The organism is Pantoea sp. DY-5 (assembly GCF_019795955.1).
Classification (GTDB): domain Bacteria; phylum Pseudomonadota; class Gammaproteobacteria; order Enterobacterales; family Enterobacteriaceae; genus Pantoea; species Pantoea leporis.
The window spans coordinates 94,101-107,293 of sequence record NZ_JAIMIE010000001.1; the positions used below are offsets into that span (position 1 = coordinate 94,101).

The window sequence follows — 13,193 nt, forward strand, 5'->3', positions numbered from 1 at the left end:
TTGTTACTGTTAACCGATGGTCATCAAACTCGCGTTACCGCCCGCAGCGGCGGTATTGACGCTGAGTGAACGCTCAATGAGCAAACGCTCCAGCAGCAGATTGGTTTCGCCGCGGGCGAAGCCCTGCACCGAGACAATCGCTCCATCGCGTGCCGCGACCTGCTCACACAGGCTGCGCAGCTGATCGGCATCACCGTGATAAATCACCGCATCAAACTCCGCCGCCAGCGCATCCTTCACCAGCTTGACGTGCGCTTGCACTGCAGCAGGCAAAGACGTACGCAGCGCACGATGCAGCTCATCATCCTGCCAGATGGCCTGACTGCCGACGCTGGTCACCGCCGCCAGTTGCGTCAGCGCGTCTTCCGCGTTATCGGCGATGCACAGCACATGTTCGCGCGGCAGCAGGGTGAAGGTATTGCGCTCGCCGGTTGGGCCCGGCAGCAGACGCACCGTACCGGCCTGCGCCAGCTCGTCGTAACGCTGACACAGCGCCAGCAGCTCAGGCTTATCCTGCGCCCACTGCTGCAATGCCTGATGCGCACGCATCAGCTCGGCACGCACCGTGCTGTCAACCGGGCGCTCGGCATCCTGACGATCAAAGGTGATACGCAGCGCGCCATCTGGACGGTTGGCCAGCAGGCGATAGAGATAGAGCGGACCGCCGGCTTTTGGACCGGTGCCCGACAAGCCTTCGCCGCCGAACGGCTGCACGCCGACGACCGCACCCACCATATTGCGGTTTACATACAGGTTGCCGACTTTAGCGCTCGCCGTAACCTGCGCGATGGTTTCATCGATGCGCGTATGCACGCCGAGCGTCAGGCCGTAACCCGACGCGTTAATCTGCTCAACCAGCTGCGGCAAGTTATTGCGCGAGAAACGCACCACGTGCAGCACCGGTCCAAACACCTCTTTATCCAGATCGCTCACCTGATCGAGTTCGATCAGCGTCGGCTTGATAAAGGTGCCGCTGTTCCACTCTTTGCTGTCCTGCGGATTCTCCTGCGCCGCCTGATAGACGGTGAAGCCCTTGTTGCGCAGCGCCTGAATGTGACGTTCGATGTTGGCTTTCGCTTCGGCATCGATCACAGGACCAATGTCGGTCGAGAGACGTTCCGGGTTGCCCATGCGGCACTCGGCCATTGCACCACGCAGCATTTTCAGCGTGTGATCGGCCACATCGTCCTGCACGCACAGCAGACGCAGCGCCGAGCAGCGTTGACCGGCACTATCAAAGGCCGAAGCCACGATATCCACCACCACCTGTTCGGTCAGCGCTGAGGAATCCACGATCATCGCGTTCATGCCGCCGGTTTCGGCAATCAGCGGCGTCGGACGACCCTGAGGATCGAGACGACCAGCCAGATTACGCTGCAGCAATGTCGCCACCGCGGTTGAACCGGTGAACATCACGCCGCGTACGCGCTCGTCGCCGGTCAGTTGCGCACCCACGGTTTCGCCCTGGCCCGGCAGCAGTTGCAGCACGCCAGCCGGTACGCCGGCATCCAGCAGGATGTGCACCGCCTGCGCGGCAATCAGCGGCGTTTGCTCCGCCGGTTTGGCCAGCACGCTGTTACCCGCCGCCAGCGCTGCGGCAACTTGTCCGGTAAAGATCGCCAGCGGGAAGTTCCACGGGCTAATGCACACCACCGGACCAAGCGGACGATGGGTTTCGTTATCGAAATCGTCGCGCACCATGCCAGCGTAGTAGTAGAGGAAATCAACCGCTTCACGCACTTCGGCGATGGCGTTGTTGTAGGTTTTACCGGCTTCACGCACCAGCAGGCCAATCAGCTGCTGCATCTGGCCTTCCATTGCTTCGGCGGCACGCTCCAGAATCGCGGCACGCTCTTGCGGTGGCGTCGCGAACCAGATTGGACCGGCATTGACTGCCGCATCCAATGCAGCCGAGACTTCGGCTTCGGTAGCTTCACGCACGCTGCCCACCACATCTGCTGGTGCAGAAGGGTTAAGCACCGGGCGGCTGACGCCTTCGCCCAATTCACCTTCTACCAGCGGTTGGGCGATCCACGGCTGGCTGGCGCTGTTGAGCAGGGCACTGGAGAGCGACGCCAGACGATGTTCGTTGGCCATATCCAGACCGGCAGAGTTAGCGCGCTTGGCGCCATACAGATCGCGCGGCAGCGGGATTTTAGGATGCGGTAAACCAATCGCGCCTTCCGCGACGCCCATTTTCTCCACGGCGGCCACCGGATCGGCGACCAGCTCATCCAGCGGCAAGGTGTTATCAGCGATGCGGTTAACGAAGGAGGTATTGGCACCGTTCTCCAGCAGACGACGCACCAGATACGCCAGCAGCGTTTCGTGGGTACCGACCGGCGCATAAATACGACACGGTCGGTTCAGTTTGCCATCGGCCACTTTACCGACAACCTGTTCATACAGCGGTTCACCCATGCCGTGCAGGCACTGAAATTCGTATTGGCCTGGATAATAGTTATTGCCCGCCAGCTGGTAGATCGCCGCCAGCGTGTGCGCGTTGTGGGTAGCAAACTGCGGATAGATCAGGTTCGGCACCGCCAGCAGTTTGCGCGCGCAGGCCAGATAAGAGATGTCGGTGTACACCTTGCGGGTATAGACCGGATAGCCTTCCAGACCTTCAATCTGCGCGCGTTTGATTTCGCTGTCCCAATACGCGCCTTTCACCAGGCGGATCATCAAGCGACGACGGCTGCGCTGCGCCAAATCAATCAGCGAATCAATCACAAACGGACAGCGCTTCTGATACGCCTGAATCACAAAGCCAATGCCGTTCCAGCCTTCCAGCTCAGGTTCAAAACAGAGTTTTTCCAGCAGATCAAGTGACAGCTCAAGGCGATCGGCTTCTTCCGCATCGATGTTGATACCGATGTCATACGAGCGCGCCAGCAGCGTCAGGGATTTGAGGATCGGATAGAGTTCGTCCATCACGCGCTCATACTGCGCACGGCTGTAGCGCGGATGCAGCGCCGAAAGCTTGATCGAGATGCCCGGACCTTCATAAATACCGCGCCCGTTCGACGCCTTGCCGATGGCGTGAATCGCCTGCTGATAAGAAACCAAATAGGCTTTGGCATCGCTGGCGGTCAGCGCCGCTTCGCCCAGCATGTCGTATGAGTAACGGAACCCTTTCTCTTCCAGTTTGCGCGCATTGGCCAGCGCTTCGGCGATGGTTTCACCCGTAACAAACTGCTCGCCCATCAGGCGCATCGCCATGTCCACGCCTTTACGGATCAGCGGTTCGCCGCTTTTACCGATGATGCGATTGAGCGAGCGCGACAGATTAGCCTCGTTATGGGTAGAGACCAGACGGCCGGTAAACAGCAAGCCCCAGGTGGCGGCGTTAACAAACATCGACGGGCTGCGGCCAAGATGCGATTGCCAGTTGCCATTGCTGATTTTGTCGCGGATTAACGCATCACGCGTCGGCTTATCCGGAATACGCAGCAGCGCTTCCGCCAGACACATCAGCGCCACGCCTTCCTGCGAGGAGAGCGAGAACTCTTGCAGCAAGCTTTGCACCATGCCGGCGCGGCCGGTTGCACCTTTCTGGTGCCGCAACTTATCGGCAAGGCTGTAAGCCAGCTGATGGGTTTTCTCGGCCAGCGGGGCAGGGAGACGCGCTTGTTCCAGCAGCATTGGCACCGCATCCGTTTCCGGACGACGCCATGCAGCGGTGATCGCTGAGCGGCTGACTGACTGCGGTAAAATATGTTCGGCGAAGTCGAGGAAAGGCTGCAGCGCCTCGTCGGGCACGCTTTCATCACCGGCGGCATCAATCAGCAACTGCGGGATTTCAGGCACGGATTCACCGGCTTCCAGCTGCTCCAGATAATTAAAAATGGCCTGCTTGATCAGCCAGTGTGATGTGCGGTCAAGCTTCTGGGCCGCCAGTTTAATGCGATCGCGGGTGGCTTCATCCAGCTTCACCCCCATGGTAGTCGTTCCCATGATGTCCTCGTCCTCGAAAAGTAGTGATTCAACGCTTGCGTGGCAGCAATATCACCTATGTTGCAACTTTGTGCAACCAGGTTAAATGTGACCTCGGTTGCACGCTTTGAACCGCCTAAAGTGTTAAATCGATAAATGCGGCATGAAAATTGCTGCAAGAAACTCGCCAATGTTGCAACCGCCAGCAACAAGACGGTTCCTTAACCCGATGAGGTGCAACTCAAACTGTGAGCAGGCGCAACCTGCGGGCATTAAAAAAGCGAAGGAAGGTGAAACCGGTGTAACAGCTGTGTTAAATGCATTGTGCGCGCCGACCCTTTGCGGCAGGATACCGCGCCTTAAGAGAAATCGCTTTCTCTGGATGCGGTGGAACCAGGCTGCTGTCCCGTTCCGACAGCGCTGATCAAAAAGATTTCTCTTGATGGATCGAATAATAAGTGGAGAGACTCATGAGTGTAAGTACACCGATGTTGGTGACCTTTGTAGTGTATATCCTTGGGATGGTGCTGATAGGTTTCATCGCCTGGCGATCAACCAAAAGCTTCGACGACTATATTCTCGGCGGGCGCAGTTTAGGGAGCGTCGTGACCGCGCTCTCTGCGGGCGCTTCCGATATGAGCGGCTGGTTATTGATGGGCCTGCCGGGCGCCATTTTCCTGTCCGGGATCTCCGAAAGTTGGATCGCCATCGGCCTGATCATCGGTGCCTGGCTGAACTGGCGCATTGTGGCGGGCCGTCTGCGTGTGCAGACCGAGCATCACGATAATGCGTTAACCCTGCCAGATTTCTTCTCCAGCCGTTTCGAAGATAACAGCAAACTGCTGCGCGTTATCTCGGCGGTGGTGATTCTGATCTTCTTCACTATCTATTGTGCGTCTGGCGTGGTTGCCGGTGCGCGTCTGTTTGAAAGTACCTTTGGTATGGATTACCAGACCGCGCTGTGGGCAGGTGCCGCTGCCACCATTCTCTACACGCTGGTGGGCGGTTTCCTCGCGGTGAGCTGGACCGATACCGTACAGGCCAGCCTGATGATTTTTGCGCTAATTCTGACGCCAATTATCGTGATTGTCGCCGTCGGCGGCCTGGATGATTCACTGGCGGTGATCAGGGCGAAGAGCCTCGAAAACCTCGATATGCTGAAAGGGCTGAACTTTGTCGCGGTGATTTCGCTGCTCGGTTGGGGACTTGGCTACTTTGGGCAGCCGCATATTCTGGCGCGCTTTATGGCGGCCGATTCGCATCACACCATCCGCAGCGCGCGTCGTATCGGTATGATCTGGATGATCCTGTGCCTCGGTGGCGCGGTGGCGGTGGGCTTCTTTGGTATCGCCTACTTCGAGAACCATCCCGATCAGGCGGCGGGCGTAAGCCAGAACGGCGAGCGTATCTTTATCGAACTGGCGCGTATTCTGTTCAACCCGTGGATTGCCGGTATCTTGCTCTCGGCGATTCTGGCGGCGGTGATGTCGACCTTAAGCTGCCAGCTGCTGGTATGCTCCAGCGCCTTAACTGAGGATCTCTATAAAGGCTTCCTGCGTAAAAACGCCAGCCAGAAAGAGCTGGTGTGGGTAGGGCGCTTGATGGTGCTGCTGATTGCCTTGATTGCTATCGCGTTGGCTGCCAACCCGGAAAACCGCGTGTTAGGTCTGGTGAGCTATGCGTGGGCTGGCTTCGGTGCCGCCTTTGGTCCGGTGGTGCTGTTCGGCGTGTGCTGGAAACGCATGACGCGCAACGGCGCGTTGGCCGGTATGGTGATTGGCGCGCTAACCGTACTGCTGTGGAAAGATTATGGCTACGCCGAGCTGTATGAAATCATCCCAGGCTTCGCGTTCGCCAGTATCGCGATTGTGGTATTTAGCTTGCTGGGTCGCGGCCCATCAGAAGCGGCGCAGCAGCGCTTTGCTGCCGCCGAAGCCCAATACCACAGCAAGTAACCTCTATCGCCATTGATGGCGACGTGTTTGATGAACCCCCGGGTGCGCAGGAGTGCGCACTCTCTAAAACCCGCTCCCCAATCCGCAAAAACAAAATTAATTTCCTGCAGTGACTTGTATTTCTCTCTTTAGTAATGATAATCACTATCGTTCGCACTTTACGTTTTTTTACCTAAGGTTTACCCTTCTTAAAATTCAAGAGGTTGGTGATGTTCGTTCCCTTTCTCATCATGCTGCGCGAAGGTCTGGAAGCAGCGCTCATCGTCAGCCTGATTGCTAGCTATCTCAAACGCACCCAGCGCACTCAATGGTTTCCCGCCATGTGGGCCGGCGTATTTATCGCTGCCGCGCTCTGTCTGGCCTTAGGCATCTTTATCAATGAAACCACCGGCGAGTTCCCGCAGAAACAGCAGGAACTGTTCGAAGGCATTGTCGCGGTGATTGCCGTGGTGATCCTGACGTCGATGGTGTTCTGGATGCGCAAAGTCTCGCGGGATATCAAAGCCACGCTGGAAAAATCGGTTGATCAGGCGTTGCAGAAGCAGGGCAGCAGCGGCTTCCCGCTGGTGCTGATGGTGTTTCTGGCGGTAGCGCGTGAAGGACTGGAATCGGTGTTCTTCCTGCTGGCCGCCTTCACTCAGGATGTAGGATATGCGCCGCCGCTCGGCGCGGTGCTGGGCCTCGCAACTGCCGTGGCGCTGGGCTTTTTGCTCTATTACGGCGGCATTCGCCTGAATCTGGCGCACTTTTTCCGCTGGACCAGTTTGTTCATTCTGTTTGTCGCGGCTGGACTCTCCGCCGGTGCCATTCGCGCCTTCCATGAAGCCGGATTGTGGAATCACTTCCAGGATGTGGCGTTTGATATGAGCAACACGCTCTCAACGCACTCGGTGTTCGGTACGCTTTTGGAAGGGATTTTGGGTTATCAGGAAACGCCAAGTGTCAGCGAAGTGGCGGTGTGGCTTGCCTATATCATCCCGGCGCTGCTGCTGTTTTTCTTACCGGCCCGGCCTTCAGTCAACGCAGCACGTACCACACGCTGAAATTTAATCAGGCGCGATTGCGCGCCTGTTCTTCCATGTAACAGGGATATCACTATGACGATTCGCTTCCGCCGCAAGGCGCTGTTGGTTGCTATGCTGGCGTTTTCCGGTGCGGCTACTGCTGCCGTCCCGCAAGTCACGGTCACCGTGACGGACAAACAATGTGAGCCGATGTCGCTCAACGTGCAGGCCGGTAAAACCCAGTTCATCATCAAAAACAACAGCCAGAAAGCGCTGGAGTGGGAGATTCTGAAAGGGGTGATGGTGGTGGAAGAGCGTGAAAACATCGCGCCTGGCTTCAGCCAGAAACTCACCGCCAATCTGGAGGCGGGCGAATATGACATGACCTGCGGCCTGCTCAGCAACCCGAAAGGCAAGCTGGTGGTGAGCGGCGATGCGAAGAAACCGGCAAACGGTAAACCGGATGTGCTGGAGCTGGTTGGCCCGATCGCCGACTACAAAGTTTACGTGATGAATGAAGTGAAAGAGCTGGTAGCGGGCACCAAAGCGTTTACCGATGCGGTGAAAGCCGGCGACCTCGAGAAAGCCAAAGCGCTGTTTGCACCCACGCGCGTGCATTACGAGCGCATTGAACCTATTGCTGAGTTGTTCTCCGATCTGGATGGCAGCATTGATGCGCGTGAAGATGACTTCGAGAAGAAAAACGAAGATCCGAAATTCACCGGTTTCCACCGTTTGGAAAAAATCCTGTTCGCCGATAACACCACCAAAGGTGCCGAAGAGTTCGCCAGCAAGCTAAATCAGGATGTGCTCGATCTGCAAACCCGCATCAGCGAACTGGCGTTCCCACCGGCGAAGGTGGTTGGCGGCGCAGCCGGTCTGATTGAAGAAGTGGCCTCCAGCAAGATCTCTGGTGAAGAGGATCGTTACAGCCGTACCGATCTCTCCGACTTCCAGGCAAACATCGATGGCGCGCAGAAAATCGTTGATCTGCTGCGTCCGCTGCTGCAGAAAAACAACCCGCAGCTGCTGGCGAAAGTGGATGCTAACTTCAGGAAAGTCGACGGCATTCTCAGCAAATATCGCACCAAAGATGGCTTTGAATCGTACGAAAAACTGACTACCGCTGACCGTAACGCGCTGAAAGGCCCGATTACCACACTGGCGGAAGATCTCTCACTGCTGCGTGGAACCTTGGGTCTCAACTAATCATGAGTGATAAAAATGACGCGGCGCAGCCGTCGCGTCGTCGATTATTGCAGGGATTAGGCATGTTGGGTGGCGCAGCCGCCCTCGGCGGCGGTTGTCCGTTCCATACCGCAGCCGCCGATAGCTTCTCTCCCGGCACGGTTGCACCCAACTCGCGCCAGCAGGCGCAACCTTTTTACGGCGCCCATCAGGCCGGTATCGTCACGCCGCAGCAGGCATCCATGATGCTGGTGGCGTTTGATGTGCTGGCGATCGACAAAGCCGAGCTTGAACGTCTGTTCCGCTTGCTAACCGATCGCTTCGCTTTTCTCACGCAAGGTGGACCGGCGCCGGCGGTCACCAATCCGCAGCTGCCGCCGATGGATTCGGGAATTCTCGGTGCCGATATCGCGCCCGACAATCTCACCATGACGTTATCGGTCGGCACCTCGCTGTTTGATGAGCGCTTCGGCTTAAGCAAACACAAGCCTGCACAGCTGCAAACCATGACGCGTTTTCCCAACGATTCGCTGGATGCGGAACAGTGCCATGGCGACCTGCTGCTCCAGATTTGCGCCAACACCCAGGATACGGTGATTCACGCGCTGCGCGACATCATTAAACGCACACCCGATCTGCTGGCGGTGCGCTGGCGTCGCGACGGTTTTATTGCCGACCACGCGGCGCGCAGCAACGGCAAAGAAACGCCGATCAACCTGCTGGGCTTCAAAGATGGTACCGCCAATCCCGATACGCATAATCCGGCATTGATGGATCAACTCTTGTGGGTCACACACGAACAGCAGGAACCGGCGTGGACGCACGGAGGCAGTTATCAGGCGGTGCGAATCATCCGTTTTCACGTAGAAATGTGGGACCGCACGCCGCTCGGCGAGCAGCAAACCATCTTCGGTCGTGAGAAGTTATCCGGCGCGCCGCTCGGTATGAAAAACGAGCATGACGTACCGGATTACAATAAAGATCCCGATGGCGATTTTATCGCGCTGGATGCGCATATTCGTCTCGCCAATCCACGCACGCCGGAAACCGACAGCAGCTTGATGCTGCGGCGCGGTTACAGCTATTCCAGCGGTATTACCGGCTCGGGTCAGCTGGATATGGGTTTATTGTTTGTTTGCTACCAGCATGATTTAACCAAGGGATTTATTACCGTGCAGCAGCGTCTCAATGGCGAAGCGCTGGAAGAATATATTCGCCCGATTGGCGGCGGATACTTTTTCGCGTTGCCGGGCGTGGCGGATAAAAACCATTATCTTGGGCAATCGTTATTGCAGGCCTGATTAATAAATGTGCAGCGCCTGCGGTGGTTACCGCTTCGCAGGCGCATTTGTTAAGTATTCCTTAAACTTTCCGCTGGAAGTAACCGCTTCCGAATGTTCTTAAAAAGTTCTGTTACCCGTTAATAAATCATCTATTTGATAAATATGACAAATTTAATTTAAGGTAAAAGACCTTAGGCTTCGCTTATCTTTTTTTCTTTACCGGTACGTAAAAATAATGTTGCAAACCACCGCAAATATGATGCACTTTATTCATAAGCGTTGTCAGTTGTGTGGCTAAGCCACTGGAGTTCGCGCATGATTCGTCTCTCTTTGGGACAGTTAAATAGTTTCACCACACGCAGTTCACTGCGGGGGATTTCTTCCCTCCAACGTAACCTCGCTACTTTTCAAACATCGTTCTTGTTCAATCTCATTTTCTTTACCGGTGCGCGCCTGCGTCTCGGCGCTGATGCACACCATTCTCACTGGCTCGACACGGCTTACAAGGAAGCCAACTAAACCTCTAAAGCGTTCAAGTCATCGCCGCGGGTGATCCGCCGCGATAAATGAAACCAACTGTAAGGTGCCACTATGGGAAGACAGAAAGCAGTGATCAAAGCACGTCGTGAAGCAAGACGCGTTATTCGTAGCGACTCTCGCAGTCACCGTCAGCGTGAAGAAGAATCGGTCACTTCGCTGGTGCAAATGGGTGGGTTGGATTCGATTGGTATGGCGCGTGATGCACGTGACCGCGGGCCGATTGAAGCCAGAAATGAAGCTCAGGCACACTATCTCCATGCCATAGAAACGAAACAGCTTATTTTCGCCACCGGTGAAGCCGGCTGCGGAAAAACCTGGATTAGCGCAGCCAAAGCGGCTGAGGCCCTGATCAATAAGGATATCGAAAGGATTATCGTGACGCGCCCGGTTCTGCAGGCGGATGAAGATCTCGGTTTCCTCCCCGGAGACATTTCCGAGAAATTCGCGCCTTATTTCCGACCGGTATATGACGTTCTGGTTAAACGTCTCGGCGCTTCCTTTATGCAATACTGCCTGCGGCCTGAAATCGCCAAGGTAGAGATCGCGCCCTTCGCCTACATGCGTGGACGTACCTTTGAAAATGCGGTGGTGATCCTTGATGAGGCACAAAACGTTACCGCCGCACAGATGAAGATGTTCCTGACTCGCCTGGGTGAAAACGTGACGGTTATCGTCAACGGCGATATCACCCAGTGCGACCTGCCGTCCCATGCCAAGTCTGGCCTTGCCGATGCGTTAGCGCGTTTCGAAGAGGATGAGATGATCGGCGTGGTGCGTTTCGGCAAAGAGGATTGCGTCCGTTCAGCGCTGTGCCAACGCACGCTGCACGCTTACAGTTAACCGTTTGATTGAGAATGTAGCTTAAGCAAAACCCGGCGTGAGCCGGGTTTTTTTATGGTTTACGCCCTCGGCCTGACACCATCCCATCCGGTAACAATTAGCGCCATTGTATTATTGATACCTGTAAAAGTATTTTTGGTGATAAATGGCACTCCCGGTCAAAAATAATTTTAAGAACAATCCTAGTCACTTTATCAGGGTTCATCAGGGGCTTAACTCAAATCATAAGAAATTTCCTATATAAATCAGACCGCAAAGATCATCTCGCTTTATTGCCTTCCTAAAATTCCAGCTATATATTCGCGCGGTAACACACAGGGAAAGTGTGCCTACGCGTGCTTTCCGCGCCATTTTTACAAGGAGTAAACATGAGCAACTCTTACCAGAACGAGATCCCTAAAGCCCGTATCAACCTCAAGCTAGACCTGCACACCGGTGGAGCGGCGAAGAAAACCGAGCTCCCTCTCAAGCTGCTGGTGACCGGCGATTTCAGTAACGGCGCGGAAGACCGCCCGCTGTCTGAACGCGAAAAAATCAACGTCAACAAAAACAACTTCAACAGCGTGCTGGCCGATATCGCGCCAGCGGTGTCATTTGCCGTGCCGAACACCCTGGCCGGTGACGGCAGCGAAGAGAATGTTCAGCTTAACTTCCGCGACATGAAGGACTTCGAGCCGGAGCAGGTTGCCCGCCAAATCCCTCAGCTGCGCGCCATGCTGGCTATGCGCAACCTGCTGCGCGACCTTAAATCCAACCTGCTGGATAACGTCACTTTCCGCAAAGAGCTGGAAGCCATCCTGAAAGACCCGGCACTCAGCGACGAACTGCGCAGCGAGCTGTCTGCGTTAGCCACCGATCAAGCCTGATCATCCCCGTCACGGACTATAGAGAGAGAATGCTGATGTCAGTTCAGAATGAAACCCATGCCAATGGCGCAACCACCGTACTGGATCGCCCGGCTGCGGGCGGCGTCTACGCGTCGCTGTTTGAAAAAATCAACCTCAACCCGGTGTCAGAGCTGAGTGATCTCAACGTCTGGCAGGATAATCAGGCGATGTCTGATGCCACCGCCGACGAGCGCGTCACCGCTGCGATGCAGGTGTTCCTGACGCGTCTGAAAATCAGTGGTGCGAAAGTAGAGAAGCTGGATAAAAACCTGCTGGATCACCATATCGCCGAGCTGGACCGTCAGATCAGCCGCCAGCTCGATGCGGTGATGCACCACGACGAATTCCAGAAAGTGGAGTCGGCGTGGCGCGGCCTGAAGTCGCTGGTGGATAAAACTGACTTCCGCCAGAACGTGAAAATTGAAGTGCTCGACGTATCGAAAGACGATCTGCGTCAGGATTTCGAAGATGCGCCGGAAATCATCCAGAGCGGCCTCTATCTGCAAACCTACGTCGCCGAATACGACACGCCGGGCGGCGAGCCGATTGGCGCGGTGATTTCTGCCTATGAGTTTGATGCCTCGGCGCAGGATGTGGCGCTGCTACGCAACCTGTCGAAAGTCGCAGCGTCAGCACACATGCCGTTTATCGGTTCGGTCGGCCCGCAGTTTTTCCTCAAAGAGTCGATGGAAGAAGTGGCGGCGATCAAAGACATCGGCAACTACTTTGACCGCGCTGAGTACATCAAGTGGAAGTCATTCCGCGACACCGATGACTCACGCTACATCGGCCTGACCATGCCGCGCGTACTCGGTCGTCTGCCGTACGGCCCGGACACCGTGCCGGTGCGCAGCTTCAACTACATCGAAGAAGTGAAAGGTCCGGATCACGACAAATACCTGTGGACCAATGCCTCGTTCGCCTTCGCCGCCAACATGGTGCAGAGCTTTATAAGCAACGGCTGGTGTGTGCAAATTCGCGGCCCGCAGGCCGGTGGTGCGGTGCAGGATCTGCCGATCCATCTGTACGATTTGGGCACCGGCAACCAGGTGAAAATCCCGTCTGAAGTGATGATCCCGGAAACCCGCGAGTTCGAGTTCGCCAACCTCGGCTTCATCCCGCTTTCTTACTACAAAAACCGCGACTACGCCTGCTTCTTCTCGGCCAACTCAACGCAGAAACCGGCGCTGTATGACACCGCTGATGCGACGGCTAACAGCCGTATCAACGCACGTCTGCCGTACATCTTCCTGCTGTCACGCATCGCGCACTACCTGAAGCTGATTCAGCGCGAAAACATCGGCACCACCAAAGATCGCCGCTTGCTGGAGCTAGAACTCAACACCTGGGTGCGCACGCTGGTGACCGAGATGACCGATCCGGGCGACGAGCTGCAATCCTCGCACCCGCTGCGCGATGCGAAAGTGCTGGTGGAAGATATCGAAGACAACCCGGGCTTCTTCCGCGTCAAGCTGTTCGCCATCCCGCACTTCCAGGTGGAAGGTATGGACGTGAACCTGTCGCTGGTCAGCCAGATGCCGAAGGCCAAGGCTTAAGGCGCAG

General features: G+C 56.1%; 9 protein-coding genes. 8 read left to right on the forward strand and 1 reads right to left on the reverse strand.

Features of this window, described 5'->3' with window-relative positions; genetic code table 11:
• Positions 1–9: 9 nt before the first annotated feature.
• Positions 10–3,954, reverse strand: coding sequence for a trifunctional transcriptional regulator/proline dehydrogenase/L-glutamate gamma-semialdehyde dehydrogenase (gene putA / locus K5Y30_RS00490; protein ID WP_222182747.1), 3,945 nt, complete (start codon positions 3,952–3,954; stop codon positions 10–12).
• Positions 3,955–4,403: 449 nt separating this feature from the next.
• On the opposite strand from putA, the gene putP reads away from it, so the two are divergent.
• The 8 genes from putP to tssC all read left to right on the forward strand — a co-directional run bounded on the left by putP (position 4,404) and on the right by tssC (position 13,186).
• Positions 4,404–5,888 carry a sodium/proline symporter PutP gene (gene putP / locus K5Y30_RS00495; RefSeq protein WP_192411612.1) on the forward strand — a complete coding sequence of 495 codons (1,485 nt, stop codon included), beginning with the start codon at positions 4,404–4,406 and terminating at the stop codon, positions 5,886–5,888.
• Between the two features lie 209 nt (positions 5,889–6,097).
• Positions 6,098–6,931, forward strand: a complete 834-nt coding sequence (efeU, locus tag K5Y30_RS00500; RefSeq protein ID WP_222210258.1) for an iron uptake transporter permease EfeU — start codon at positions 6,098–6,100, stop codon at positions 6,929–6,931.
• Between the two features lie 54 nt (positions 6,932–6,985).
• Positions 6,986–8,101, forward strand: a complete 1,116-nt coding sequence (gene efeO, locus K5Y30_RS00505) for an iron uptake system protein EfeO (RefSeq protein ID WP_222210259.1) — start codon at positions 6,986–6,988, stop codon at positions 8,099–8,101.
• A gap of 2 nt (positions 8,102–8,103) precedes the next feature.
• The gene (gene efeB / locus K5Y30_RS00510) at positions 8,104–9,381 is read left to right on the forward strand and encodes an iron uptake transporter deferrochelatase/peroxidase subunit (protein WP_222210260.1); all 1,278 of its coding nucleotides are present in this window, start codon (positions 8,104–8,106) and stop codon (positions 9,379–9,381) included.
• 297 nt (positions 9,382–9,678) lie between these two features.
• The gene (locus K5Y30_RS00515; RefSeq protein WP_222210261.1) at positions 9,679–9,882 is read left to right on the forward strand and encodes a hypothetical protein; all 204 of its coding nucleotides are present in this window, start codon (positions 9,679–9,681) and stop codon (positions 9,880–9,882) included.
• A gap of 72 nt (positions 9,883–9,954) precedes the next feature.
• Complete coding sequence (phoH, locus tag K5Y30_RS00520; protein ID WP_008105319.1) at positions 9,955–10,743, forward strand: phosphate starvation-inducible protein PhoH; 789 nt, start codon at positions 9,955–9,957, stop codon at positions 10,741–10,743.
• Positions 10,744–11,111: 368 nt separating this feature from the next.
• Entirely contained in the window at positions 11,112–11,609 is a 498-nt protein-coding gene (tssB, locus tag K5Y30_RS00525) for a type VI secretion system contractile sheath small subunit (RefSeq protein WP_101764057.1), read from the forward strand.
• Between the two features lie 29 nt (positions 11,610–11,638).
• Complete coding sequence (gene tssC / locus K5Y30_RS00530) at positions 11,639–13,186, forward strand: type VI secretion system contractile sheath large subunit (RefSeq protein WP_154157405.1); 1,548 nt, start codon at positions 11,639–11,641, stop codon at positions 13,184–13,186.
• Positions 13,187–13,193: the final 7 nt, after the last annotated feature.